Raw genomic sequence first — 26,322 nt, 5'->3', positions numbered from 1 at the left:
CACAGAGGCACAGAGAAAAGCGAGAAACCGGATCTTTCGCGTGTTGTGCCGCTCACCCGTCAGGCGGAAGCAACCCCAAGCTCAATGGCTGGTTTTTCTCTGTGTTTTCCGTCAATCCGTTTTTTCAATTTCAAAGCGACCTTCCGGTTCAGCCAGAAGCCGCGCCGCGATCAGGCCGTTGGCCAGCCCGAACACCAACGCAGCCGTACCAAACAACGGTAACAGGTAAACGATGCCGCCATGCGGGATCAGCCAGACCCGCGCCAGCGCCACCTGCCCGCCGATGTGGGCAAAAGCGGCGAGAATCGACAGCGTGACCGGGCCGAACCAGCGCCGCGGCAGGCGGTGGGCCAGACCCAGCACCAGCAGGCTGACCAGCGCGCCGGTCACGCTCATGGCAAAAGCCGGTGAAAAAAACCCGCCCAAGGCCAATCCCGCGCCCGCCACACGCAGCAACGAGACCCAGACCGCAGCGCGCCATCCCAGCCGCTCCAGCGCGATCAGCGTCACGATATTGGCCAAGCCCGGCTTGATGCCCGGGATCGGCGACGGAATGCCCGCCTCGGCTACCGCGACGACAATCGCCAGCGCCGCAAGCCGGGCGATGCGCACGTCCTCGCTGCTGGCGACCACGGTGATTTCAGTAGGCGATGCTGTCATAGGGACGCTTTTCGCGGCTCACGAGTTCGATGCTGGTGCGATTGGGCAGGCAGATCGCCACTTGCCCGGCGGCATCCAGCCAGCCGGCTTTGACGCAATACTGGCGCGGGCTAGGGTCTCTGGCAATGCGCACCCGTCCGCCTTCGATTTCGACCAGGGTAACGCCCAGCGGTCCGTGGGCTTCTATGCGGCGAGGAACGCCAAGATCGTACTCGCCCAGGAGTTTGCCGTCCTGGAACACCCGGACGCGAGCTGCGGAATCCTGGTGCAGCGTCATCCAGAACAATGCGCCCACCAGCGCCGCTGAAAGCAGCAACACCAGCCAGTCGCCGGCTCGCATCAATCTGGCCCAGAAGCGAAACGTACCGGGATGCCGATCAGACCCGCTTGCCACCCTGCGGCTCCGAAGTCACGGCCAGTTCGCGATGGCGCACCAGCACCTGCCGGCTACGGGCGAAATGCCGCCCCAGTTCCTCGACCAGGTAGACCGAGCGATGCTGGCCGCCCGTACAGCCGATCGCCACCGTGATGTAGCTGCGCTGGTCGCGTTCGAACTCCGGCAGCCAGTGCTCCAGAAAGCCCAGAATGTGCGTCAGATACGGTCCGACCTGAGGCTGCCGGATCAGGAAATCCACCACCGGCGCATCCAGCCCGGTCAGCGGACGCAGGCACGGGTCGTAGAAAGGGTTGGGCAGGCAACGTGCGTCGAACACGAAATCGGCATCGAGCGACAGGCCATGCTTGAACCCGAACGATTCAAAAATCAGGGTGAGTCTGGAGCGATCCATCGATACGAAATCGCGTATCCAGTTGCGCAAATGGTTCGCAGAAAGATCCGATGTGTCGATCACGTGCCCGAGTTCGCGGATATCGGCGAGCATCCTGCGCTCTTGCCGAATGCTCTCGCTGACCGTCAATTCGCCCTGGGAGAGGGGGTGGCTGCGGCGGGTTTCGGAATAGCGCCGAATCAGCGTTTCGTCCTGCGCATCGAGAAATATCAGCCGCACATCGCGGCCCTGTTCGCGCAGTTCCTGCATGTGGATCGGCAGCGAGGCCAGATTGGGCGCGCTACGCGCATCAACCCCCAGCGCCAGGCGCGGGTAGCCGTCGCGGTCGAGCAAGGCCGCCGCTTGGGAAAGCAAGGGGGCCGGCAAGTTGTCGAGGCAGTAGAACCCCAGGTCCTCCAGCGCGCGCAACGCCACGCTCTTGCCCGCGCCTGACAAGCCGGAGATCAGGATGATTTGCTGGGGAACTGTCGCCGCGTTCACTCGCCCATTTCCATGAATTTCTGGTGGCGCTCGATAAATTCGCGGGTGGTATCGATGCCGCGCAATTGCAGGATGTGGTTACGCACGGCGGCTTCGACCAGCACCGCCAAGTTGCGGCCCGCAGCCACCGGAATCACCAGTTTTCGAATGGGCACACCCAATATTTCCTGCGTGGCGGCCTGCATCTGCAGTCGATCAATCGGCGCCAGCGTTTCGCCGCTGGCCTTCGCCAGATGAATGATCAGCTTGAGTGTTTTCTTCGGCCGCACTGCGGTTTCGCCGAAGATCGAGCGGATATTGAGCACGCCGATCCCGCGCACCTCAAGGAAATCGCGCAACAGCGGCGGGCAGCGGCCTTCGAGCGTTTCCGGGTTGGTGCGATAGACTTCGACCACGTCGTCGGCGACGATGCCATGCCCGCGCGAGATCAGTTCCAGCGCCAGTTCGCTTTTACCCATCGACGATTCACCGGTCAGCAGCACGCCCATTTCCAGCACGTCCATGAAAACGCCGTGCATGTGAGTGGAAACCGCCAGCGACTTGGAAAGATAGAAGCGCAGCACTTCCATCAGGAAGGGCGATGCTTCCGGCGAGGTCAGAAGCGGAACGTGGTAGCGTTCCGCAGCCTCCTTGAGCACATCCTTGACCGGCTGGCCGTTGGCCACGATCATCGCCGCCATGTCATTGGCGAACAGCCGGCTCAAGCCTTCCTGCATTGATTCCGGAGACAAACCGGCGAGATAGGCCGTTTCGGCGACACCCAGTACCTGGATGCGGTTAGGGTGGACAAAATTAAGGTGGCCCACCAGCGACAACAGCGGCATCTGCTCGGTATCGTCGTTGGACAGCAGGTTGTTGGCGCCAGACTGCCCGGCGACCCATGTCAGGCGCAGCTTTTCCGCGTTGTCGATGAAAAGCTGTCTAACGGTAATCTGCGGCATAGGGTTCCCACGTAGAAATCAATTTCCACACTTCGGCCGGATCGGTCGCCGTGGCCAGTTTCTCCCGCATCTGCTTGTCGGAAAATAACTGGGCCAGTTCGGAGAGAATCTGCAGATGCAGGTCGGTGGCATTGGCTGGCGCCAGCATGACGAACAGCAACGACACGGGCTTGTTGTCCGGCGCGTCGTAGGGAATCGGCTCTTTCAGGCGCACGAAAGCACCCGTTGCCTGCTTGAGCCCCTTGATCCGGCCATGCGGCACCGCCACCCCCTGCCCCAGCCCGGTCGAACCCAGTTTTTCGCGCGCAAAAAGGCTGTCGAAAATCACGCTCCGGGCGATGCCATGGCTGTTTTCGAACAGAATGCCGACGTATTCGAAAACGCGCTTTTTGCTGCCCACCTCCAGATCCAGAAAAACATTGCTGGAGGGAAGAATCTTGTTGATCAGGCTCATGGTATGTCTGAGAACAATAACCGCGGTATTGTAGGCGCTGTTGCCAGCAGTTACAAAAGATTCGCGGGGTCAAATTTCCTTGTCGCAACGCTTGCAACACAAACAAAAACGGGAACGACTCGCCGCGTTCCCGTTTTTTCATTCAGCTCGATTTATTCAGCGACCGGCTGATACTTGGGGCTTTCGCCGCGCCGATCCTGTATCTTCTCCTTGTGTTTGACGATCTGCCTGTCCAGTTTGTCAGCCAGAAGATCAATGGCCGCATACATGTCAGCATCGATCGACTCAACGTGAATATCCTTTCCGCGCACATGCACGGTCGCCTCAACTTTGTGTTGCAGCTTGTCCACGGCAAGAATCACGTTCACATCGATCACGTTGTCAAAGTGGCGGGTAACCCGTTCCAGCTTGGCAATGACATAATCGCGAATCGCCGGGGTAACATCCAGATGGTGGCCGCTGATGTTGAGGTTCATAGTGAGTCTCCTTTTTGATTGCCCCGAATCCTCGGGTTCTACTTAGACTACAGGCTCTTGCGCTGGTTGACGGGGGGAATCATCAATGCCTCCCGGTATTTGGCAACGGTTCGCCGCGCAATCACGATCCCCTGCCTTGCGAGTTCTTCACCTATCGCGCTGTCGGAATAGGGCTTTTTCTTGTCCTCTTCCTGTACCAGTTTCCTGATAAGCGCCTTGATCGCAGTAGCGGAACACTCTCCTCCCGCTTCTGTTTCCACATGGCTGCCGAAGAAATACTTGAACTCCAGCAACCCTCTCGGCGTAAGCATGAACTTCTGGGTGGTTACCCGCGAAATGGTCGATTCATGCAACTCCAGCTGTTCTGCGATATCACGCAACACCAGCGGACGCATTCCCACGTCGCCATGCTCGAAAAACGCCTTTTGCCGCTCCAGAATGGCCTGAGCCACCCTCAGGATGGTATGCCCGCGCTGCTCCACGCTCTTGAGCAACCATCGCGCTTCCTGCAGTTGCGTCGCCATTCCCGATGCGCTTTCCTGCTGCAGTATCCGCGCATACATCTCGTTGACCCGAATCTTGGGCATCGCCGCTTCGTTGAGCCTAACCCGCCAAGCCCCGCGGTAATAATCGACAATCACATCAGGGACGATATACCGGGGGGAGTCCGCCGACCAGTTGGCGCCGGGGTGCGGATTCAAACCGGTAATCAGGCTCTGTGCCGCCTTCAGTCCTTCGTCATCGCAGTGTAGCTGTCTTTTGATTTTAGTGTAGTCACGCGCCGCCAATAAATCGAGTCCATTGCGCACGATCTCTTCGGCCAAAGGCTTGGCCGGCATATCCGGCAAGGCCCTCAGCTGCAGCAACAGACATTCGGCCAAATCACGCGCCGCCACGCCGCACGGTTCAAGCTGTTGCAAATGCTGCAATGCTATCTGCAGGTCGTCTTCGTCGATTTCAAGCTCGACACGCAAATCTTCCGGCAACTGCAGCAGGATTTCCTCAAGCGACTGGGTCAGGAAGCCATCATCGTCGAGCGCATCGATCAAAAGTTCCAGCAAGGCACGGTCGCGCGCGGTCAATTGCAGCAGCCCGGCCTGGCTCAGCAGGTATTCGCGCAAGGTATCGTTCTTGGCCACCCGCAAGGCAGGATCGGTTTCGTCATCGTCGCCCCGCCCACCGCTTCCACGCGCCTCATCCCAGCGCAGTTCTCCGGTTTCCGCCTCCGGTTCGCGCTCCTGTGGCGCCACATCTTCGGATACAGTTTCGGAGTCGCCACCAGCCTCTTCGCGCTCAAGCAGGGGATTTTCCGCAAGGTAGCGCTCGATCTCCTGCTGGAAATCGAGCGTGGACAACTGCAGCAGCTTGATCGACTGCGCAAGCTGGGGTGTGAGATTGAGCTGCTGCGCCATGCGCAACTGCAAAGACTGCTTCATCGCTACATCCGGAAGTGTTCGCCAAGGTAAACCTTGCGCACACTCTCATTGTTGACGATTTCATCCGGGCTGCCGGCTGCGATAACCCCGCCGTCGGAAATGATGTAGGCGCGATCGCAGATACCCAGCGTTTCCCGTACATTGTGATCGGTAATCAGCACGCCGATCCCGCGCTCCTTCAGAAAACCGATGATGCGCTGGATGTCCATCACGGCGATCGGGTCGACGCCGGCGAAAGGCTCGTCGAGCAGGATGAAGCGCGGGCCGGCTGCCAGCGCCCGGGCGATTTCAACGCGTCGCCGTTCGCCGCCGGAGAGCGCGAGCGCGTTGGCATCGCGCAGGTGGCTCACATGCAGGTCGTGCAACAGGTCATCAAGGCGCGTATTGATTTCTTCAGGCTCAAGGTCCTGCAACTCCAGCACGGCACGGATGTTCTCGGCCACGGTCATCTTGCGGAAGATCGAAGCTTCCTGCGGAAGGTAGCCGAGTCCCAGGCGGGCGCGCTTGTGGATGGGCTGGCGCGAGATGTCCTGGCCGTCGAGCTCGATGCGTCCGCCATCCATGCCGACCAGCCCGAGGATCATGTAGAAACTGGTGGTCTTGCCGGCACCGTTGGGACCTAGCAAGCCAACGACTTCGCCGCTGGCGATCTCCAGCGACACATCGCGCACCACGGTGCGCTTGCGGTAACGCTTGCAGAGATTTTCGGCCCTGAGCTGACTTGTCATGGCGCAGCCTTCGCCTCTTTCTTCTTGGGAACGATCGTGATGTTCACCCGTCCGCCCGGCTTGCTCTTGGCCTGGTAGAGCTCGGTATTGAGGTCATAGGTGATGTGGTCGCCATGCACGACATCCTGGCTCTTGCGCACCCAGGCCTTGTCGAAAAGCTGCAAAAAGCCTTTCTTGCCGTCGTAATTGAAACGTTGGGACTCGGCCTCCAGCCAGTCTGTACTCTTGTCGAGCCGCTGCTTGAAGCGCACTGGCTTACCCTCCCCATGGGCGAACTGGTTACCGTCAGCATCCTGGGTAATGACGAGGCGATCCGCGTAAATCGTCATCGTGCCTTGGGTCACAACCACATTATGCGTACAGACACTACGTTGCGCCTTCTGCTCGTAATTGCAGTTGTCCGCTTGAATATTCATCGGTTTTTCGCGATCGCCTTGCTCGGCGAAAGCCGGTGATTCAAGGCAACAGACGAGGGCGAGCGCCAGCGCTAGCTTTGTTCGGAACATAAGTCATGCTCACTTGAGAGAGTAATTGCAGGGTTTCGTTGCGGTTATCCGCGACAAATCCCACCGCACGGGCGCGATGCGCGCCCATTTCCGCCGTCACAGGTGCGCTTGAACGCGCAACCTGGGTTTCCGTATTCACATGCATGTCGCGAGTCCGGATGACGAGCTCGGGATTTTTTGCGTCCGGTGCGCGGCGCATCTCCACCGCGCCATACAACCAGACCTCGGCCGCCCGATTGACTGTCCTGGCCCGCTCTCCCGCCAGCGTCATCGCGGGCATGCCGGGCTTGGTCTGCACAAGTCTTGGCTGCTCAAACAACATGGTATCGTCCTGCGGCAGGTGGCGCGCCTCATTTGCCAGCAAGGAGCTCACCAGATTGCCTTGGGGATCGAAGCGCCGGACCTGTGTTTTCCCCGTCATCAGATCGGGCTCTTGCGCAGAAATCACCGGAAGATCCTGCGGCAATTCCGCCGCACGGTTCAGCATCCAGATCAAGCCCGCTATCAGGCATGTCAGTAGCAACGGCAGCGATCTGGACCAATGCGACGACACGATTCTTCCTCAGCGCAAGAACGGCTCAAGCGCCGCATCCAGCGTGCCTTGCGCGCGCATGATGTGCTCGCAGACCTCGCGCACTGCGCCGCGCCCGCCCGGCAATCCCGTCACATAGTGCACATGATGGCGCACCAGCTCCGGCGCATCCGGCACCGCAACGGAAAAACCGACGCGACGCAGCACCGGCAGATCGATCACGTCGTCGCCCATATAGCCGCATTCCTCGGCGCGCACGCCGGCCTGCTCCAGCACTTGATGAAACACTTCCAGCTTGTCGTGCGCGCCCTGGTGCAGGAAATCGATACCCAAATGCCGCGCCCGGTGTTCGACGATCCGCGAAGTCCGGCCGGTGATGATGCCAAGACGCACCCCGGTCGCCCGCAACAACTTGATGCCAAGCCCGTCCAGCGTATTGAACACCTTGATCTCTTCGCCCGAATCCGTGTAATGCAGTCCGCCATCGGTCATGACGCCATCGACATCGAACAGCATCAGGCGAACAGCTTTGGCTCTATCGTTCATTTCCACTCATCCGCTTAAATAACCCGCGCCCGCATCAGGTCGTGCATGTTCAATGCGCCCACCAGCCGGCCTTGGTCTACAACCAGCAACCCGTTGATGCGGCGCGTCTCCATGATTTGCGCCGCCTCGGCGGCGAGATGCCCCGCCTCGATGGTCGCCGGATTGCGCGTCATCACATCCGAAACTTTCGCCACGCGAACATCGACGTCCCGGTCCAGAGCCCGCCGCAAATCGCCATCGGTCACCACTCCGGCCAAAGATCCCGCATCATCGACTGCGGCAGTCATACCCAAGCCCTTGCGGCTCATTTCCAGCAAGGCATCCTTAAGCGCAGCCGACTCGCGCACCACAGGCAGTCTCTCATCCGAGTGCATCAAGTCGCGCACATGCACCAGCAAGCGCCGCCCCAGGCTGCCGCCGGGGTGGGAGAGCGCAAAATCCTCGCTGCGAAAACCACGCGCTTCCAGCAGGCAAACAGCCAACGCATCGCCCAGTGCCAGCGCTGCAGTGGTACTTGCAGTCGGCGCCAGATTGAGCGGGCATGCCTCCTGTGCCACGCCAGCGTAGAGATGGATGCACGCGCCCCGCCCCAGTGTCGAATCCGGGCAGCCTGTCATCGCGATCAACGGCACCCCCATTCGCGACAAACTGGGAAGCAACATAACAACCTCGTCGCTCTCGCCCGAATTTGATAATGCCAGCACGACATCCGCAGACGTAATCATCCCCAGATCGCCATGTGCGGCCTCACCGGGATGCACAAAAAAAGCGGGGGTGCCGGTGCTGGCCATGGTCGCCGCAATCTTGCGCGCAACATGGCCGGATTTGCCCATCCCGGTCACGATCAGCCGCCCTTGGCAGGCCAGAATCAAGGCGCAGGCATCGTGAAAAGCGGCATCAAGAGATGCCGCCAGCGCAGCAATGGCTTCGGCCTCAATCGACAGCACGCGATGCGCCCTGGCTAATGTTTCCTGAATTTCATCGTTCATAGCTGCACAGTATACCAATTGCCGTCCTGTCTCGCAGAGCTGGCACATATTTTGCCGAATCGATGGCTGTTGCCTTGAGCAAGCCGGTCAAAATCCCCCAAAAAAACAGCGGCTCCGAAATACCGGAAACCGCTGTGTTTTTCGCAGGAACAATCTTCTCTTACCGATCACAACCTGTCTTCAAGGTTTTTTCCAGCACATCCAGGGGCAGCTCCCCGGCATAACACTGCCCCAGTTCGCGCATGAGAATGTAACGAATGCGTCCGGACTCGACCTTCTTGTCGCCTGCCATCAGTTCACGATACCGCGCAAGTCCAAGATCGGGAGCCGCAACCGGTAATGCGGCCTTGGTCAGCAGCGCCTTGATCCGGGCCACTGACTCATCGTCGATCTGGCCCAGCTCGTGCGAAGCATGCGCCGCAAGCATCATGCCCGCAGCCACGGCTTCGCCGTGCAGCCAGGCACCATAGCCCAGCCCGGCTTCGATCGCATGCCCAAACGTGTGCCCCAGATTGAGCAACTCCCGAACGCCCGCAGTTTCTTTCTCGTCTTGCGCCACCACGCGCGCCTTGTTGCGGCAACAGCGTTCAATGGCATGAGCCAGCGCCTCACTGTCGCGAGACATCAAGCGTTCGATATTGCTTTCAAGCCATTCGAAAAATTCGAAATCGTCGATCAGGCCGTATTTGATGACCTCTGCCAGACCAGCCGAAAATTCACGATCCGGTAGCGTATTCAGCGTATCCAGATCGGCCAGCACCAGTCGCGGCTGATAGAAGGCTCCGATCATGTTCTTGCCGAGGGGGTGATTAATCGCGGTCTTGCCTCCCACCGAGGAATCGACCTGGGCAAGCAACGTAGTGGGGATCTGGATGAAAGGCGCGCCGCGCTGGTACACCGCAGCGGCAAACCCTGTCATGTCACCGATGACTCCTCCGCCAAGCGCGATCAGCGTGGTCTTGCGTTCACACCGGTTCGCCAGCAAGCCGTCGAAGATGAGATTGAGCGTTTCCCAAGTTTTGTATTGCTCCCCATCCGGCAAAACAATGCTGTGGCAACACACCCCGGCGCCTTCAAGCGAAGCACGCAATTTTTCAAGATACAGGGGTGCCACGGTTTCGTTGCTTACTATGGCTACCTGCTTTTGCGGCAACAACGGCACGATCAGCTCGACCCGTTGAAGGAGTCCTTGGCCAATATGGATGTCGTAGGGGGAATGGGACAGATCAAGCCGTACGGTTTTCATGCAGATACAACTCCAGGTCCTTCATCAGACGCGCAAGCAACTGCTGCACCGACTGGCGGCTGGTATCCACCACCATATCGGCCACCTCACGATAAAGCGGGTCGCGGATTTCATACAATTCCTGCAGCTTGGCCTTGGGGTCGGCCGTTTGCAGAAGCGGACGATTCTTGTCATGGCAGGTGCGCAAATACAGATCATCCACACTGGCCCGAAGGTAAATCACCACGCCATTGCGTTTCAGGCTCTCCCGGTTGACGGGGTTAAGCACCACTCCCCCGCCCGTCGCGAGCACGATATCCGGCATCGAAGCCAGCTCGGCTATAACCTCGGCCTCACGTGCACGAAAGCCGTTTTCGCCTTCGATATCAAAAATAGTGGGAATGCGAACGCCGGTTCGGGCTTCGATTTCATGATCGGAGTCGAAGAAACGCTTGTCCGTCGCCTTCGCAAGCGCGCGTCCTACGGTCGTTTTGCCGGCCCCCATCAGACCGACAAGAAAAAAATTGCCTGGCATTTTCATGCCAGGCATTGTAGCGGAAAGCGTGCTGGGGCGCGATGCGCTCCATCCTCTACCTGAGAGTCAGCTCTGACTGAAGAATCTTCGGTGTAATAAAAATCAGCAACTCTTTTTTATTATTTGTATCAGATTTATGCTTGAACAAGTGGCCGAGCACGGGGATATCGCCAAGCAAGGGGATCTGATCTGTTTGCTTGGTACGCTGACTCACAAAAATCCCGCCAATCACGATGGTTCCCCCATTTTCCACAAGCACCCGGGTCGTAACTTGCTTGGTGTCGATGGGAGGGCCTACCGCTGTCATTCGGTCATATGCGGCACTATCCTTGTTTACTTTAACATCCATCATGATATTGCCATCCGGCGTAATCTGCGGCTTCACCTTGAGCGACAGCACGGCTTTCTTGAAGGTGATCGTCGTTGCACCGTTGGGCGCGGTTTCCGTATATGGAATCTCCTGACCGTCCTCAATCACCGCCTCAACACGATCCGCCGTAACCAACCTCGGGCTAGATACAATTTTTCCTTGCCCCTCACCTTCAAGTGCTGATAGCTCCAGAGAAATCAACGCATGGGTAGAAGCGGCAGCCAGAAGCAAACTTCCCGCCCCAAAACCATTAATATTCGCCGCAGGCAACGATAGTCCAGTCCCTGCATAGCCATTATTACCTGTAGTTGTCCCCCCGTACGAACCACTTGAGCCGGTCGATGAAGTGCTTGAAAGCAACGTAGACGATAATGGATTCCCCGTGCTAAACCCAAGTTTCAGCTTGGTTCCCAATTCCCTGCTAAATGTGTCTGACGCTTCAACAATTCTGGCCTCGATCATTACTTGACCAGTAGGCACATCCAGCTTGCTAAGCAGCGCCCGAATTTCTTCCAGCTTGGATGGAATGTCATTAACAACCAGCGTGTTGGTCATTGGGTCCAGAATTACCGAACCTCGCTTTGATAACAAGGACAGCTTCTGCTTGTCATCTTTCAGCATCTTTTCAAAAGCTTCAACCTTGTGGTACTTCAATTTGAACAGCTCTTGCTGAGTCGCAACCAACTCTTCAATCTGCTTTTTTGACTCCAGCTCTTGTTTTTCCTTTGCCGCCAACTCGTCGCGCGGAGCAATCCAGACCACGTTACCGCTCTTGCGCATGTCGAGCCCCTTGGCCTGGAGAATGATGTCCATGGCCTGATCCCAGGGTACATCCTTGAGCCGCAAGGTTATCTCGCCCTTCACCGTGTCGCTGGTAATGATGTTCAGCCCGGTAAATTCGGCCAGAACCTGGAGCACTGTACGTACCTCGACGTTCTGAAAATTCAGCGACAGCTTGTCTCCTTTATAGCTCTTCTGGCTCTTCGGGATTTTGGATTCGTCGACCTTCTCTCGAACCTCAATCGTGAACCTGCTCTCCGTCTGATACGCGGAATATTCCCAATTACCTTTGGGCTCAATCACAAGCTTCGCCCCGTCGCCTTGGCCAACCGCATCGATCTTCTGCACCAGAGTGCCGAAATCCGCAACATCGAGACGACGTTCGAGCGTAGCGGGCAAGGATGCCTTGGCAAATTCGACAACCAGATTTTTGCCCTGTTGGCGGATATCGATGCCAACATTCGGACTGGAAAGGTCGACAACAACCTTGCCTACCCCGTTATCCCCGCGCCGGAAGTCGATATTCTGGATGCCTGCAGCGCTTGCGCTGGCGGCCGGCTTGGCCGTGGAGAAACGAACCGGCTGAGAGGCCGCAAGCCCGGTCGTGGCACCGTCTACCGTAATCAAAACCGTTTTGCCTTCGGCTTTTGCTTCGTGAACGGCTTGCTTGTTCAGATTGAGAACAACCCGTGTCCTGTTTGTGCCCTCGGCGATATTGATCAGACGCAACACATTGCCGCCAACTTGTACAGCGTTTTTGCCGGACTGGTTGGTCGTATTGGCAAAATCAAAGGCAACCCGGGGCGGCGTATTGATGGAAAAGCTGGCCGGACTTGGCGCATCGCCATTGAAGGTGAGTTTGACTACCTGCTTTTCCGGCGTGATATTGCTAACCTCGATCCCCGTAATGCCGACTGGCTCGGCAGCCAGCGCCAGCGGTGCTATCAAGCCCAAGGCAAACAAGCCCAACCGGCTCATGGCGTTTCTCATGTTCATTTTTTCTGCTCCGCTTTTTGCCCTGCTTCCTCAAGATTGAGAGTAGCCGAACGTTCGGTCCAATCCCCGGTACTGTCTTCAACGATTTCTTTCAGTTTGATCTCGGTTTCCGAGATGCCCACGACCATGCCGAAATTTTGCCCCATGTAGCTGCCTAGCTTGACCCGGTACAAATTGTTGTCCGGCGCCTTGACCAGCCCTTCGATCACGCTGCCTCGTTGCAGAATACCCACCATCTTGAGCTTTTCCAGATCGTACGATTCGAGCGGCTCTTTGGGGCGGTTGGGGTTGGGCGCCAATCCGCTACGCGCCCCTCCCTTCTTCACCACATCCATTCTGGAAGTCTTGAAGGGATCGGCCAGCTCGAAAGCCGAATAGGTGAACGGCTCGTACGGTTTGGCTTCGGGCAAAGGTTCGACCTTGCCCTGCAAACCTTCGCTGCTCTGCTTCATCCACTCCTTGAGGTCGCTGTTCTCGTCGCCGAAAAAGCAAGCCGTGAGCCCCGCAGCCAGCAGCGATATCATCATCCATCGCTTAATCATGTGCTCTCCACTCATTCCGGACTCAACCGGTTACTTTTTCTTTTTCCTGGCTTCCGCCTCGGCCTGACGGGCAGCCTGAAGTTCAGCTTCGTCAAGCACCCGATACGTTCTGACCTTGGCGACCATCAACAGTCCCTCTTTCTGAGGTGTCAACTGGATATCACCTGTCGTGACAATGCGGGACAACTTGGCCACATCGCTGACAAACGAAGCCAGATCATGATAATTGCCACTGACTTTGATATCGATCGGCTGCTCCACGAATTCGGAACCCTTGACTTCGTTACCGGGCTTGAACAATTCAAAAAGCAGCCCTCGCCCGACCCCCGCCTGGTTGATCTCGGTCAGCAACGTTTCCATTTCGGCCTTGTTGGGCAACTGCTTCAACATGACCCCGAAAGCCTGCTCGATTTCCACCAATTGCTGGCGATATGCCGCAAGGTTGATGGCCTGTTTTTTCTTGTCGACGAATTCTTTTTTCAGCGTTTCTTCCTTGCTCTGGGCTGTATGGAGCTCCTGCAACTGCTCCTGCCAAACCAGGAAATAGGCCCCCACCAGCACCAGCACAAAAACGATCACTGCGCATGCGAGTTGCACAGGAACAGGCCAATCGCCTGCTTCCTTGGGATCGAGATTTCTCAGTTCATTCAGCGTCATACGCCCCCCTATTTCTTGCCGGCAGCCGTCGAAGCGGCAACGGCCGACGCCTTGCCTGCAACAGCAGCCGGGGCCGACGCTTTTTCTGCCGGGCGCTCAGTTTGCGACTGTACACTGAACTCCGACAGCCTGAGGTTGCCCACCGTGGCCGCCTTGGTCTCATTCAAGAGAGGCTGCTCAAACACTGGCGAATCGTTGAGATTGCGCATGTACGCAGAAACCCGAGCATTGGATTGCGCATAACCCGTCAGTACCATCTTGTCGCCAGTCTGCTTGAACTCCTTCAGGTAGACACCTTCCGGCGTCTGCCGTACCAGCTGATCCAGAATCCGCACCGATTCCGTTCTGTTGGACTGCAGGCGCTCGACTACTTTCTTGCGATCAAGCAATGCCTGCTTTTCGGCCTTGAGCTTGTTGATTTCCGCGATCTCAAGATCCAGCTTCTTGTTTTCATTCGCAAGGAACTGGTTTCGCTGTTTTTGCGTATCGATACGCGTAGTCAGGACCGTAAACCCTAGCATGGCCACGCCAACAGCACCCAAGAATCCGAATACCAGCATCGACAAAAAGCGCCGCCGTCTTGCCTGGCGCTTGTGTTCGCGATGGGGGAGAAGGTTAATCCTGATCATACGGGGTCAAACCTCCGCATTGCGAGGCCACAAGCAATAAGCAGCGAAGGCGCATCCAGCTGGATCTGCTTGCCTCTCACCTTGCTCGTCGACATGCTGAAAAATGGATTGGCGCGCATGGTACTTGCAACCTGCGTCCGGCTTGAAACAACTTCATCCAGCCCATGGATCACGCTCCCCCCGCCCGCCAGCAGGATGTGATCGACCATGTTGTAATTGCTGGACGTATAGAAGAACTGAAGAGAGCGGGAAATTTCCATGGCCAGCGTGTCCATGAAAGGCTGCAGAACCTCTGGCTCGTAGTTCTCGGGCAAGCCGCCCTGCTGCTTGGCCTGCTCGGCCTCCTCAAAGGACATGTTGAACTTGCGCTGGATTTCCTGGGTAAGCTGATTGCCGGCATACCCCTGATCGCGGCTGTAGATCGACTGGGAATCCTTGAAGATATTCATGTGGATGGCTGTTGCGCCAATATCCACCACCGCAACGATCTGTCCTTCGCCGCCGTTGGGTAGTTGCGGACGCATCAATTCGTAGGCCGCCTGAGTTGCATAGGATTCGACATCCATCACGCTGGCCTTGAGTCCCGCTGCCTCGACAACCGCCACCCGCTCTTCAACTTTTTCTTTCTTGGCGGCGGCAATCAGGACATCGTTTTCCGTCGGGGAATTCGCGTTGGGCCCCAAAACCTGAAAGTCGAGGTTCACTTCTTCAAGCGAGAACGGGATGTATTGATTGGCCTCGGTTTCGACCTGGCTTTCGAGCTCCCGCTCCGTAAGCCCGGCTGGCGCCAGGATTTTTTTGGTAATGACCGATGCCGCTGGCAAGGCAAGTGCAACATGCTTGACGCGCGAACCAAGCTGCTGCCATGCTCGCTTGACTGCATCGGCAACAAGCTCCACATTGGCGATGTTGCCGTCGGAAACGGCGTCCTTCGGCAGCGGCTGGATAACGTAACGCTCCAGGCTGAAATTGCGCCCAACCAAGCTTAACTCAACCATTTTCACGGCAGAGGAGCTGATATCCACGCCGATCAAGGGAGCTGCCTTGGGCTTCAGGAAGTCAAGGTTCAACGCCAGATTCCTTTTAAAAAATAGGGAAATAGAAAAACTTCTTCCCGTGTCGCTTAAAATCGTAGCAGCGCAAATTGCTCATGTAAAGTTACCGTAGACAACCAGACCCTTTTTTGCAACATATTGTCGGCCTCCTGAAATGGCCGTTATCAACCTTTAATAGCCAGAACCAGCATCATGCTAAAACGGATCATTTTCATCACTTTGGGCGCATTCAGCGGATTGGCTTTGATTGGCGCCGTGCTGATATTGCTTGCCGCCACGCTCATCTACCCCAAGCTCCCGTCCCTGGAAGCATTGACCGACTATCAGCCCAAAATTCCGCTCAGAATCTACAGTGCGGACAACGTGTTGATCGGGGAGTTCGGCGAAGAAAAACGCTCGTTCACGCCGATAAACCAGACACCGAAGGTCATGATCAACGCCCTGCTGGCCGCGGAAGACGAGCGATTCTACAGCCATGGTGGTGTCGACTATATCGGCGTCGTGCGCGCCATGCTGGGCAACATTTTCCGCGGCCACGCCCAATCGGGAGCCAGCACCATCACCATGCAGGTAGCGCGCAATTTCTATCTTTCCAACGAAAAAACGCTTTCCCGCAAATTCAATGAAGCCCTGTTGTCTTTCAAAATCGAGCGAAATCTGACAAAAGATAAAATTCTTGAGCTTTATATCAACCAGATTTATCTGGGGCAGCGTGCTTACGGATTTTCCGCGGCGGCACAAACGTATTTCGGCAAGGAATTCTCGAAAATTTCGATTGCCGAAGCAGCCATGCTGGCCGGCCTGCCCAAAGCCCCTTCGACCATCAACCCCATCGTCAACTTCAAGCGGGCCAAGGCGCGCCAGCTGTACGTGCTGGATCGCATGCACAAGCTGAAATACATCAGCGATGCCGAATACGCCGCAGCCCGCGAAGAAGACCTGGACGTTCGGCGTTACGGACAAAAATTCTCGGTCCATGCTGAATACGTGGCCGAAATGGCCCGGCAGATGATGTTCGAGCGCCACAAGGAAGCCGCCTACACGCAAGGCTTCAAGGTCTACACCACGCTGGACAGCAAGCAGCAGGCCGCGGCCTACAAAGCCTTGCGCCAAGGCTTGCTCGACTACGATCAGCGCCACGGCTATCGCGGCGCAGAAGCATTCATCAATGCAGCGCAACTCAAGGATGAGGACGATATCGACGAAGCACTGGAGAAGTTTTCCGACGCCGGAGAACTGCTGGTCGGCGTCATCACCCAGGCATCACCCAAAAAGGTTTCCGTCTATCTCAAGGAAGGCGAAACCATCGGCATCGAAGGCGATGGCCTGCGATTGGGGCGCAACCTGCTCTCGGACAAGGCGCCGCCGGCTTCGCGCCTGCGCCCGGGCGCGGTTATCCGGGTACGCAAGACCGAAAAAGGCTGGGCAATCGCCCAATTGCCGCAGGTCGAAGGCGCCATCATCGCAATGGATCCGGCCAACGGTGCCGTCAAGGCACTGGTGGGCGGCTTCGACTTCAACCGTACACCGTTCAATCATGTCACCCAGGCATGGCGTCAGCCCGGTTCCAGCTTCAAACCCTTCATCTATTCGGCGGGGCTGGAAAAAGGCATCACGCCTGCCACACAAATCAACGATGCGCCGCTCGTCATCAACCCGGACCAGATCGGCGGGCAGAAGTGGGAGCCCAAGAATTACGACGGCAAATTCGCCGGCATGATGACGGTGCGCAATGCGCTGACGCTCTCGAAGAACCTTGTCTCGATCCGCATCCTGCAGGCGATTTCCCCACAATACGCCCAGGAGCACATCGCGCGCTTCGGCTTCAAGGCCAAGGATCACCCGGCCTACCTGACCATGGCGCTCGGCGCCGGCTCGGTCACGCCACTGCAGATGGCCGAGGCTTATTCGGTTTTTGCCAACACCGGCTTCCTGGTCCATCACCATTTCATCGACCGCATTGAAGACGGCAAGGGCCGGGTCATCGCCAGGATGGAACCGGAGGTGGCCGGCAAGAACGCAGAGCGAGCGCTGGATGCCAGGAATGCCTTCGTCATGACCAACATGATGCGCGACGTGGTGCGCTTCGGCACAGCCGCCAAGGCTCGCGTGCTCGGGCGCAACGATCTCGCTGGCAAAACCGGTACCACGAACGATTCGCACGATGCCTGGTTTGCCGGCTTCCAGCCCAAGCTGGTCTCCATCGTCTGGGTGGGCTTCGATCAGCCCAAGTCGCTGGGGAGCGGCGAAACCGGTGGCGCATCCGCCTTGCCGATCTGGATCAACTTCATGGGCCAGGCGCTCAAGGATCAGCCGGAGCACAATTACCCCGTGCCGGAGGGTGTGGTTGCCCAGACGCTGCAAAGCGAAAAAGGCCCCATTACCGAATATTTCTTCAGCGAATACCAGCAAACCAACCCCGAACTGGGTCTGGGCGGCGGCGCCGCAGCCGCCACGCCGCTGGAAGAGATCAAGGAACTGCTGTTTTGAAGCGCAAGAACGCCTCAGCCGCAAGCGGGCGCCAGTCTGCCAACATCAGGCAGGAAGTGGCCGCCCGCGCCGCCCGGCTTCTGGCCGAAGGACATGCCGCAGATTTTTCGGCAGCAAAACGCAAGGCAGCTCAACAACTGGGTGTCACGGAAACCGCGAACCTGCCATCGAACCAGGAAATCGAAGACGCGCTGGCGCAGCACCGCGCCATATTTGAACCGGAGCATGAGGCATTGTTACGCCAGCTTCGCCAGAAAAGCCTTTACCTGATGCGGCTTCTGGCCGAATTCCGGCCCTGCCTGACTGGCTCGGTTCTGTCCGGCGTCGCGGGGCCGCATTCGGACATCAACCTGATCCTGTATCACGACGATCCCAAGTCCATCGAGTTTTTCCTGATCGATCAGAAAATCGAGTACCAGCACCGGGAAGCAAACGGAGCTCACCGGTACGACGACTTTCCGACGCTGGCTTTCTGGTTCGACGAAACGCCGGTCAAGCTACACCTGCGCCCCCTGTCCGCCGAGCGCAATCAGGCAAAAAACGAAGCTCGCGCCACGCGGGCGGAAGTGGAAAAACTGCTGGCAGCCCCCGTCATGGCCTGAATGCTTTCCGGAGCCGGCTTGAGAAGCTTGTGTCAGAAGGTTATAAACAACAGATGACCGACCACGCCACGCTCGCCCCGCTCTCGCTTGAGAATACGGCGCCTTACCTGATCGACACCGAAGCCCAGATCCAGCATCTGCTGGTGCGGCTCGCCAGACGGCCCGAGCTGATCTGCCTCTATCCGCCGAAAAAACGCGAGCCTTTTGCCTTGAGCGCCTTGCTGCAGGTCACCGATACGAACCTGTTTTTTGACGTCAGCCCGGACGAACACATCAACAAGGTATTGGAACAAGGGTCGAAGCTGGTCTGCATCAGCAGCCTCGACCGGGTGCACATCCAGTTCGACGCCCCCAAGCCCGTCCGTATCGAGCACCAGGGACGCCCCGCCTTTCGCACCGGGCGCCCCGATTTCATCCTGCATGTACAGCGGCGCGATTATTACCGTCTCGATATCCCTGCGCGGCAACCCGTGATTTGCCGCATTCCCCTCGGGCAAACCGATACCTGTCTGGATGTGGCAATCATCGACATCAGTCAGGGCGGCATCGCGCTGCCCGGCCCCTTGCCCATGGAGCTGGTGCCCGGCATGCAACTGCACGGCTGTCGGCTGGAGCTGCCGGAAACCGGTTGCCTGGAGGTCGATCTGCTGGTCTGCAGCCTGCAGGAAAACCGCGCCCGCGCCGGAACGAGGATCGGCTGCCGTTTCATGAACTTGTCCGGCGGCGAGCAGACGCTGATCCAGCGCTACATCAACCGCATCGAACGCAGCCGGATGGCCCGCGAATGAAGCCGCTCTTCGCCCTGGATTCCATCCGCCAGATCGAAACCGCGGCCTTGGGCGAAGGACTGCCGCTCATGGAGCGCGCAGGCTTGGCAGCCGCCGAACTGATCCTGCGGCAACACCCGAAAGCCAACCGCGTACTGGTGCTGTGCGGGCCTGGCAACAACGGCGGCGACGGTCTCGTTTGCGCGCGAATCCTGCACGAGAACGGGCTTGAATCCGCGTGCTGGTTTCTGAACGAACCCGCTTACCGCGGCGATGCAGCGCAAGCCTTTGCCTGCTGGCAGGCGGCTGGCAGCAAGCCGGCTCCCACACCCGATTTTCCCCGTTACGATCTGATCGTCGATGCGCTGTTCGGCATCGGCTTCTCCCGTGAATTCGACTCGCGGACACAAGACTTGATCCGCGCGCTCAACGCCAGCGGCAAACCCGTGCTGGCCATCGACGTTCCCAGCGGACTGGATGCCTTCACCGGTGCGACCCATGACATCGCCGTTCGCGCCGCGCAAACGCTGACCTACATCGTGGACAAACCCGGCCTGCATACCGGCGTCGGACGCGACCATGCCGGACTGGTCGAAGTGGAAACGCTGGGAATAGAAGCTCGCCATTTCCCGCCGGCAGACGGCGAGCTGGTCGATGCCCCGCCCGCTGCCCTGCAAAAGCTGCAACGCCCCGCCGACTCGCACAAGGGCCGCTTCGGCAGCGTGGCCATTTTCGGCGGTGCGGACGGCATGCTCGGCGCGCCGTTGCTGGCCGGACGTGCGGCACTCAAGCTTGGTACCGGCAAGGTCAGGGTCGGTTTCCTCGCTGAAAATCACCCGGCCTTCGACCCAGCCCAGCCGGAACTCATGCTGCATTCCGCCCAAACACTGGCAACGCATCCCGACAAGACGCTGCTGGTCGCCGGCCCAGGCCTCGGGCAGAGCGAAGCCGCACTGCTGTTGCTCAAGCAGCTTCTGCACGAGCCGCTTCCTCTGATCCTCGATGCCGATGCGCTCAACCTGATTGCACAGCAAGCCGGCCTGCAAACGCTGTTGCATGAGCGCAGTGCGCCCAGCGTCATCACCCCTCACCCTGCCGAAGCCGCGCGGCTGCTCGGCTGCACTTCCCGCGAAATCCAGCGCGACCGCATCGGGGCCGCACAAACGCTGGCGCAGCGCTGTAACTCCACCGTGCAGCTCAAGGGCACGGGCACCGTCGTCTGCACGGACCAGCGCTGGCGCATCAACGGCAGCGGCAACGCTGCCCTGAGCAATGCCGGGCAGGGCGATGCGTTGTGCGGCATCTTGGCCGCACTGTGGGCGCAAGGGCTCGACAGCTTCGAAGCCACTAGTTGCGCCGCGTGGCTACACGGCGCCGCCGCCGACGTCTGGAGACAGACACACCCTCTGGGCGTTGGTCTAACAGCAAGCGAAGTCATTGATCTCTCCCGCGGCCTGCTCAATAGCAGCGCCGTGAACGAGAACATTTCGTAATTAAGAAATAGAATCAAATTCTTTTACGCTATGAATGGCCCTGTTTAAGATGGTGCCATTCATGCCACTTTGGGCTATCCAGTCATGTACCGCTACGATCATTACGACCAGAAAATCGTCGACGAACGCGTCGTGCAGTTCCGAGATCAGGTCCGGCGCTTTCGCAACGGCGAGTTGAGCAACGAAGAGTTCCTGCCGCTGCGCCTGCAGAACGGCCTCTACATGCAGCGCCATGCGCACATGCTGCGCGTGGCGATTCCCTACGGTTTGCTGTCCTCGCGGCAACTGCGCGCGCTCGCCGATATCGCTACCCGCTACGACCGCGGCTACGCGCATTTCACCACGCGGCAAAACGTGCAGTTCAACTGGCCGGAACTCGACGACGCGCCCGAAATCCTCGCCGAACTCGCCAAGGTGCAGATGCACGCCATCCAGACCTCCGGCAACTGCGTGCGCAACGTCACCAGCGACCAGTTCGCCGGCGTGGCCCCCGACGAGATCGTCGACCCGCGCCCGTATTGCGAACTGCTGCGCCAGTGGTCGACCTTCCACCCGGAGTTCGCCCATCTGCCGCGCAAGTTCAAGATCGCCGTCAGTGGCACCGAAGAAAACCGCGTCGCGCTCACGGTGCATGACATCGGTCTGCAGCTTTACAAAGACGTTAACGGGGAAACGCTGATCCGCGTCATCGTTGGCGGCGGGCTGGGGCGCACGCCGATCATCGGCAGCGTGGTCCGCGAAGACCTGCCCTGGCCGCATCTTTTCACCTACGTCGAAGCCATCCTGCGCGTTTACAACCGCTTCGGGCGGCGCGACAACAAGTACAAGGCGCGGATCAAGATTCTGCTCAAGGCGCTGGGCGTGGAAGCCTTCGCGGCCGAAGTCGAGAAGGAATGGGCGCACCTGAAAGACGGCCCCGCCACGCTCACCGGCGAAGAACTGGCCCGCGTTGCCGGCCATTTCACCGATCCGCTCTACGAAACCCTGCCGGCCACCGATGCCGGTTTCGAACAACACAAGGCCGACAATGTCGCCTTTGCCCGCTGGGTCAGCCGTAGCGTGCGCGCTCACAAGCAGCCGGGCTACGCCAGCGTCACCTTGTCGCTCAAACCGACCGGCACCGCGCCCGGTGATCTGACCGCGGAACAGATGCAGCAGGTGGCCGACTGGGCGGATCAGTTCAGTTTTGGCGAACTGCGCGTCACCCACGAACAGAATCTGGCACTCGCCGACGTTCGCTTGAGCGACCTGTTTTCGCTCTGGAAAAAGGCCAAGGCCGCCGGGCTCGCTACGCCGAACATCGGGCTTGCGACCGACATCATTGCCTGCCCCGGCGGCGATTTCTGCTCGCTGGCCAATGCGCGCTCGATTCCGCTGGCGCAGGCCATCCAGGAACAGATCGACGACTTCGACTACCTGTTCGACATCGGCGACATCTCGATCAACATTTCCGGCTGCATGAATTCCTGCAGCCACCACCACGTCGGGCATATCGGCATTCTGGGCGTCGACAAGAACGGCGAGGAGTTCTACCAGCTCACGCTGGGCGGCCATGCCGGGCATCACGCCGGCCAGCGTCGGGAAGCCGCGCTGGGCAAGGTCATCGGCCCGTCGCTTTCCGCGCAGGAAGTGCCGCCTGCAGTGGACAAGCTGCTGCGAGCCTATCTGCTACACCGCATCGACGGCGAGCGCTTCATCGATACCGTCGACCGCCTGGGCGCCGACCCGTTCAAATTTGCCGTTTATGGCGCCGATGCCCACAGGAAGGAGGCCGCCCATGGCTGAAATCATTCGCAACAAGGAAGTGGTTCAGGATGACTGGACCGTGCTGCGCGAAGCCGATGCACCGCTTCCCGAAACCGGCAAGATCATCGTCCCGTTGACGCGCTGGCTGGCCGAGCGCGGCGCGCTCAAGGCCCGCAAGGATGTCGGCGTGTGGCTGAATCCCGATGACGATCCGGCTGCACTGGTTGACGATCTCGCCAGCTTGCCGCTGATCGCGGTCGATTTCCCGGTGTTCCGCGACGGGCGCGGCTACAGCACCGCCTTCCTGCTGCGTACCCGCTACGGCTTTGCCGGCGAACTGCGCGCGATTGGCGACGTGCTGCGCGACCAGTTGTTCTACATGCAGCGCGTGGGGTTTGATGCCTTTGCCGTGCGTGAAGACAAAAATATCCGCGATGCCCTGAATGGCCTCGCCGATTTCAGCGAGGTCTATCAAGCCTCTGCCAATCTGCTACAACCGCTCTACCGGCGCGTGGCACGCGGAGGTGCGGCATGAGCGGACTTTCGCCCGAACTCCAGGGCCGTATCGAAGCCGCCGAAGCGCTGCTGCGCCGAATCGCGACGGAGTTTGCCCCCGCCACGCTCGCCAACAGCCTCGGCGCGGAAGACATGGCGCTGACCGATCTGGTCGCCCGCCTGAAATTGCCGATCGGCCTCTTCACGCTGGAAACCGGCCGCCTGCACAAGGAAACGCTCGATACGCTCGCCCGCGCCGAAGCGCATTACGGCATCACGATTGAGCGCTTCCAGCCGGAAGCGGCCGATGTCGAGGCGTATGTACGCGACCACGGCCTCAACGCGATGTACGAAAGCGTGGAACTCAGAAAGCGCTGCTGCGAGATCCGCAAGGTGAAGCCGCTGCAACGTGCGCTCGCGGGCAAGAAAGCCTGGATTACCGGCCTGCGCCGCGCCCAAGCCGTGACCCGCACCGCGCTGCCGTTGCAGGAATTCGATTCGACGCATGGACTGGAAAAATTCAGCCCGCTCGCCGACTGGAGCGAGGAAGACGTCTGGGCCTACATCGAGGCATTCAACGTACCGTTCAACCCGCTACATCAGCGCGGCTACCCCTCGATTGGCTGCGAGCCCTGTACCCGAGCGATCCGTCCGGGCGAGGACATCCGCGCCGGGCGCTGGTGGTGGGAAAGCAGTGATTCGAAAGAATGCGGTTTGCATGTCAAACCGGCAAAGGAATGAATGATGACAACCAAGAACCTGAACCATCTCGACTGGCTGGAAGCCGAAGCCATCTACATCCTGCGCGAGGTCGCCGCCGAATTCGAGCGCCCGGCGCTGTTGTTCTCCGGCGGCAAGGATTCCTGCGTGGTATTGCGCCTCGCCGAAAAAGCTTTCCGCCCCGGCAAGCTGCCCTTCCCGCTACTGCATGTGGATACCGGGCACAACTTCCCGGAAGTGATCGCCTTCCGCGACCAGCGCGTGGCTGAACTCGGCGAACGGCTGATCGTCGCCGAGGTCGAGGAATCCATCCGGCGCGGCACGGTGCGGCTGCGCAAGGAAACCGACTCGCGCAACGCTGCGCAGGCCGTCACGCTGCTCGAAGCCATCGAGGAACACCGCTTCGATGCGCTGATCGGCGGCGCGCGCCGCGACGAGGAAAAAGCCCGCGCCAAGGAGCGCATCTTTTCCTTCCGCGACGAATTCGGCCAGTGGGACCCGAAAAACCAGCGCCCGGAGCTGTGGAACCTCTACAACACCCGGATTTTCTCCGGCGAGAACATGCGCGTGTTCCCGATCTCCAACTGGACCGAGCTCGACATCTGGCAGTACATCGCCCGCGAGAACATCCCGCTGCCGTCGCTCTACTTCGCCCACGAGCGCGAAGTGGTGCGCCGCAACGGCCTGACCGTGCCGGTCACGCCGATCACTCCGCCGCAGGCTGGCGAGCAGATCGAAAAAACCTCCGTGCGCTTCCGTACCGTGGGCGACATCTCCTGCACCTGCCCGGTTGAATCGCAAGCGCATACGGTGGCCGACATCATCGCCGAAACCGCCGTCACCGAAATCACCGAACGCGGCGCTACCCGCATGGACGACCAGACCTCGGAAGCCTCGATGGAGCGTCGCAAGAAGGAAGGATATTTCTGATGAATACGAATATTGAAACCAGCCGCGAACAGGACGACCTCGGCGTATTGCGCTTCATCACCGCCGGCAGCGTCGACGACGGCAAGAGCACGCTGATCGGCCGCCTGCTGTTCGACAGCAAGGGCATCTTCATCGACCAGCTTGCCGCGATTTCCCGCTCCAAGCACAAGCGCACGCTGGGCGAGCAGATCGACCTGTCGCTCCTGACCGATGGTCTCGAAGCCGAGCGAGAACAGGGCATCACCATCGACGTGGCCTACCGCTACTTCGCCACGCCGCGCCGCAAGTTCATCGTCGCCGACGCGCCGGGCCACGAGCAGTACACGCGCAACATGATCACCGGCGCCAGCACCGCCGATGCTGTGGTGATCCTGATCGACCCGACCCGCATCCGCACCGAGGGAAGCGGCACCGACATCCTGCTCACGCAGACCAAGCGCCACTCCGCGATTGCCAAGCTGCTGGGCTTGCCGCACATCATCGTCGCGGTCAACAAGATGGATCTGGTCGACTGGGATCAGGCGCTGTTCGAGCGCATCCGCTCGGCCTACGCCGAATTCGCTGCCCAACTCGGACTCACCGATGTGTACTACATTCCGCTTTCCGCGCTCGAAGGCGACAACGTGGTCGACGGCAGCGATGCCGCGCCGTGGTACACCGGCCCAACCCTGCTGGAAGTGTTGGAAACACTGGAACCGCGCCAGCCTTCAGACGATATCGGCCTGCGCTTTCCGGTGCAATATGTGCAGCGCACCTACCCCGAAGGCCAGGACAACGCCGACCCGTCCGCATCGGAAGTCTTCGGCTTCCGCGGCTATCAGGGCCGCATTGAAGCCGGCAGCGTCAAACCCGGCGATGTCGTCACCATCCTGCCCGCCGGCACCCCGGCAACCGTGCATGAAGTGCTGCGTTTCGAAGGCCCGATGGATGAAGCCGTCGCCGGGCAATCGGTCACCATCCTGCTCAAGGAAAACGTCGACGTCTCGCGCGGCGACCTGATCGTCGCCAGCGGCAGGGAGCCCGTCACCACCAAGCGCCTGCAAGCCGACCTGTGCTGGCTGGATACCACGCCACTCGATTCCCGCCGCCGCTACCTGCTCAAGCAGACCAGCCGCGTGGTGCAGGCCAAGATCCAGGAAATCGAGTTCGTGCTCGACGTGCATGCCCTGCACGACCGCATCAAGGCCGAAACGCTGGCGATGAACGACATCGCCCAGGTCCGCATCGCGCTGGCCCAGCCCATCGCCGCCGACAGCTACGAAACGCTACCGGCCACCGGCGCATTCATCCTGATCGACGCGGGGACCAACCAGACTGCGGCAGCGGGGATGATTCTGGCGGTGGAATAGGTTCGGGATTGGGTGTTCGCATAGCAAACGGCTCGCCTGGGATGGCGGGCCGTTTTTGTTTCACGGAAAGCCTCATCTTCCATTGAAGTAATTTCCGTGGCAGGATGAGTTTTTTATAACTGCGATCTCACGGTAAAACAAGCACTTGGTCACGCGGGGATGGGGTTAGGCCTCAAGGGCCGCGGGATTAGGCTTCAAAAAGTGAGGTCGAATACACGTTCATTTTCATAGACGGCTACGGCGCAGCGGGAAGTGAACCTCTATTTATAGGCGGAGAAGCCGGGGTTCATACAGGCCGAAAAAACTGCTATTTAGTGAAGCGCAGCTGCGCGACGCATAACGAAGTTGATGCGTACACGCTGCAGAGCTTCACTGGCAGGTTTTGAATCGGACGGGAATGAATCG

28 protein-coding genes are annotated in these 26,322 nt (G+C 59.2%); 9 read left to right on the top strand and 19 right to left on the bottom strand.

The window, feature by feature from the left end; translation table 11 throughout:
- Nucleotides 1-111: 111 nt before the first annotated feature.
- The 19 genes from BMZ36_RS05280 to BMZ36_RS05190 all read right to left on the bottom strand — a co-directional run bounded on the left by BMZ36_RS05280 (nt 112) and on the right by BMZ36_RS05190 (nt 15,340).
- Nucleotides 112-660, bottom strand: coding sequence for a Gx transporter family protein (locus tag BMZ36_RS05280; protein ID WP_091192375.1), 549 nt, complete (start codon nt 658-660; stop codon nt 112-114).
- Nucleotides 641-1,054 (bottom strand): NusG domain II-containing protein, encoded by a 414-nt coding sequence (locus tag BMZ36_RS05275; RefSeq protein ID WP_245747784.1) that lies wholly within the window; start codon nt 1,052-1,054, stop codon nt 641-643. The genes BMZ36_RS05280 and BMZ36_RS05275 overlap by 20 nt, the downstream gene beginning before the upstream one ends.
- Nucleotides 1,038-1,928, bottom strand: a complete 891-nt coding sequence (gene rapZ, locus BMZ36_RS05270; RefSeq protein ID WP_091192370.1) for an RNase adapter RapZ — start codon at nt 1,926-1,928, stop codon at nt 1,038-1,040. Before rapZ ends, BMZ36_RS05275 begins: the two co-directional genes overlap by 17 nt.
- A complete protein-coding gene (hprK, locus tag BMZ36_RS05265; protein ID WP_091192367.1) occupies nt 1,925-2,869 on the bottom strand; it encodes an HPr(Ser) kinase/phosphatase in 945 nt (314 codons plus the stop codon). Before hprK ends, rapZ begins: the two co-directional genes overlap by 4 nt.
- Complete coding sequence (gene ptsN, locus BMZ36_RS05260; RefSeq protein WP_091192364.1) at nt 2,850-3,323, bottom strand: PTS IIA-like nitrogen regulatory protein PtsN; 474 nt, start codon at nt 3,321-3,323, stop codon at nt 2,850-2,852. The genes hprK and ptsN overlap by 20 nt, the downstream gene beginning before the upstream one ends.
- Nucleotides 3,324-3,475: 152 nt before the next feature.
- The gene (gene hpf, locus BMZ36_RS05255) at nt 3,476-3,799 is read right to left on the bottom strand and encodes a ribosome hibernation-promoting factor, HPF/YfiA family (protein WP_091192361.1); all 324 of its coding nucleotides are present in this window, start codon (nt 3,797-3,799) and stop codon (nt 3,476-3,478) included.
- A gap of 47 nt (nt 3,800-3,846) precedes the next feature.
- Nucleotides 3,847-5,235 carry an RNA polymerase factor sigma-54 gene (locus BMZ36_RS05250; RefSeq protein ID WP_091192357.1) on the bottom strand — a complete coding sequence of 463 codons (1,389 nt, stop codon included), beginning with the start codon at nt 5,233-5,235 and terminating at the stop codon, nt 3,847-3,849.
- Nucleotides 5,236-5,237: 2 nt separating this feature from the next.
- Nucleotides 5,238-5,963: an LPS export ABC transporter ATP-binding protein gene (gene lptB / locus BMZ36_RS05245; protein WP_091192354.1), complete on the bottom strand. Its 726-nt coding sequence runs from the start codon at nt 5,961-5,963 to the stop codon at nt 5,238-5,240.
- Entirely contained in the window at nt 5,960-6,469 is a 510-nt protein-coding gene (gene lptA, locus BMZ36_RS05240) for a lipopolysaccharide transport periplasmic protein LptA (protein ID WP_091192351.1), read from the bottom strand. The genes lptB and lptA overlap by 4 nt, the downstream gene beginning before the upstream one ends.
- Entirely contained in the window at nt 6,420-7,022 is a 603-nt protein-coding gene (gene lptC / locus BMZ36_RS05235) for an LPS export ABC transporter periplasmic protein LptC (RefSeq protein WP_281242191.1), read from the bottom strand. The genes lptA and lptC overlap by 50 nt, the downstream gene beginning before the upstream one ends.
- Before the next feature lie 9 nt (nt 7,023-7,031).
- Nucleotides 7,032-7,547: a KdsC family phosphatase gene (locus BMZ36_RS05230; protein ID WP_091192345.1), complete on the bottom strand. Its 516-nt coding sequence runs from the start codon at nt 7,545-7,547 to the stop codon at nt 7,032-7,034.
- A 14-nt stretch (nt 7,548-7,561) separates the two neighbouring features.
- Entirely contained in the window at nt 7,562-8,536 is a 975-nt protein-coding gene (locus tag BMZ36_RS05225) for a KpsF/GutQ family sugar-phosphate isomerase (protein ID WP_091192342.1), read from the bottom strand.
- A gap of 160 nt (nt 8,537-8,696) precedes the next feature.
- Nucleotides 8,697-9,782, bottom strand: a complete 1,086-nt coding sequence (aroB, locus tag BMZ36_RS05220) for a 3-dehydroquinate synthase (protein WP_091192338.1) — start codon at nt 9,780-9,782, stop codon at nt 8,697-8,699.
- Nucleotides 9,763-10,311 carry a shikimate kinase gene (locus BMZ36_RS05215; protein WP_091192335.1) on the bottom strand — a complete coding sequence of 183 codons (549 nt, stop codon included), beginning with the start codon at nt 10,309-10,311 and terminating at the stop codon, nt 9,763-9,765. The genes aroB and BMZ36_RS05215 overlap by 20 nt, the downstream gene beginning before the upstream one ends.
- Nucleotides 10,312-10,351: 40 nt before the next feature.
- On the bottom strand, nt 10,352-12,442 hold the full coding sequence (locus tag BMZ36_RS05210; protein WP_091192331.1) for a type IV pilus secretin PilQ: 2,091 nt from the start codon (nt 12,440-12,442) through the stop codon (nt 10,352-10,354).
- Nucleotides 12,439-12,984: a pilus assembly protein PilP gene (locus BMZ36_RS05205; RefSeq protein ID WP_245747782.1), complete on the bottom strand. Its 546-nt coding sequence runs from the start codon at nt 12,982-12,984 to the stop codon at nt 12,439-12,441. The genes BMZ36_RS05210 and BMZ36_RS05205 overlap by 4 nt, the downstream gene beginning before the upstream one ends.
- Before the next feature lie 30 nt (nt 12,985-13,014).
- A complete protein-coding gene (locus tag BMZ36_RS05200) occupies nt 13,015-13,641 on the bottom strand; it encodes a type IV pilus inner membrane component PilO (RefSeq protein WP_091192328.1) in 627 nt (208 codons plus the stop codon).
- 8 nt (nt 13,642-13,649) lie between these two features.
- Entirely contained in the window at nt 13,650-14,270 is a 621-nt protein-coding gene (locus BMZ36_RS05195; protein WP_091192325.1) for a PilN domain-containing protein, read from the bottom strand.
- The gene (locus BMZ36_RS05190; RefSeq protein WP_091192322.1) at nt 14,267-15,340 is read right to left on the bottom strand and encodes a pilus assembly protein PilM; all 1,074 of its coding nucleotides are present in this window, start codon (nt 15,338-15,340) and stop codon (nt 14,267-14,269) included. Before BMZ36_RS05190 ends, BMZ36_RS05195 begins: the two co-directional genes overlap by 4 nt.
- Before the next feature lie 177 nt (nt 15,341-15,517).
- Here BMZ36_RS05190 and BMZ36_RS05185 point away from each other — a divergent pair, with 177 nt between their 5' ends.
- The 9 genes from BMZ36_RS05185 to BMZ36_RS05145 all read left to right on the top strand — a co-directional run bounded on the left by BMZ36_RS05185 (nt 15,518) and on the right by BMZ36_RS05145 (nt 25,917).
- A complete protein-coding gene (locus BMZ36_RS05185) occupies nt 15,518-17,815 on the top strand; it encodes a penicillin-binding protein 1A (protein ID WP_091192318.1) in 2,298 nt (765 codons plus the stop codon).
- A complete protein-coding gene (locus BMZ36_RS05180) occupies nt 17,812-18,417 on the top strand; it encodes a nucleotidyltransferase family protein (RefSeq protein WP_091192315.1) in 606 nt (201 codons plus the stop codon). Before BMZ36_RS05185 ends, BMZ36_RS05180 begins: the two co-directional genes overlap by 4 nt.
- Before the next feature lie 53 nt (nt 18,418-18,470).
- Entirely contained in the window at nt 18,471-19,205 is a 735-nt protein-coding gene (locus tag BMZ36_RS05175; protein WP_091192312.1) for a flagellar brake protein, read from the top strand.
- Nucleotides 19,202-20,677 (top strand): NAD(P)H-hydrate dehydratase, encoded by a 1,476-nt coding sequence (locus BMZ36_RS05170; RefSeq protein ID WP_091192309.1) that lies wholly within the window; start codon nt 19,202-19,204, stop codon nt 20,675-20,677. The genes BMZ36_RS05175 and BMZ36_RS05170 overlap by 4 nt, the downstream gene beginning before the upstream one ends.
- An 84-nt stretch (nt 20,678-20,761) precedes the next feature.
- Nucleotides 20,762-22,462 carry a nitrite/sulfite reductase gene (locus BMZ36_RS05165; protein WP_091192306.1) on the top strand — a complete coding sequence of 567 codons (1,701 nt, stop codon included), beginning with the start codon at nt 20,762-20,764 and terminating at the stop codon, nt 22,460-22,462.
- On the top strand, nt 22,455-22,958 hold the full coding sequence (locus tag BMZ36_RS05160; RefSeq protein ID WP_091192303.1) for a DUF934 domain-containing protein: 504 nt from the start codon (nt 22,455-22,457) through the stop codon (nt 22,956-22,958). Before BMZ36_RS05165 ends, BMZ36_RS05160 begins: the two co-directional genes overlap by 8 nt.
- The gene (locus BMZ36_RS05155) at nt 22,955-23,659 is read left to right on the top strand and encodes a phosphoadenylyl-sulfate reductase (RefSeq protein WP_091192300.1); all 705 of its coding nucleotides are present in this window, start codon (nt 22,955-22,957) and stop codon (nt 23,657-23,659) included. Before BMZ36_RS05160 ends, BMZ36_RS05155 begins: the two co-directional genes overlap by 4 nt.
- Entirely contained in the window at nt 23,660-24,568 is a 909-nt protein-coding gene (cysD, locus tag BMZ36_RS05150; RefSeq protein WP_091192298.1) for a sulfate adenylyltransferase subunit CysD, read from the top strand.
- Nucleotides 24,568-25,917, top strand: a complete 1,350-nt coding sequence (locus BMZ36_RS05145; protein WP_091192295.1) for a sulfate adenylyltransferase subunit 1 — start codon at nt 24,568-24,570, stop codon at nt 25,915-25,917. Before cysD ends, BMZ36_RS05145 begins: the two co-directional genes overlap by 1 nt.
- Nucleotides 25,918-26,322: the final 405 nt, after the last annotated feature.

This window comes from Formivibrio citricus, assembly GCF_900115065.1.
In the GTDB taxonomy this organism is placed as follows: domain Bacteria; phylum Pseudomonadota; class Gammaproteobacteria; order Burkholderiales; family Chitinibacteraceae; genus Formivibrio; species Formivibrio citricus.
This window is presented reverse-complemented; position numbering and strand designations above follow the sequence as displayed.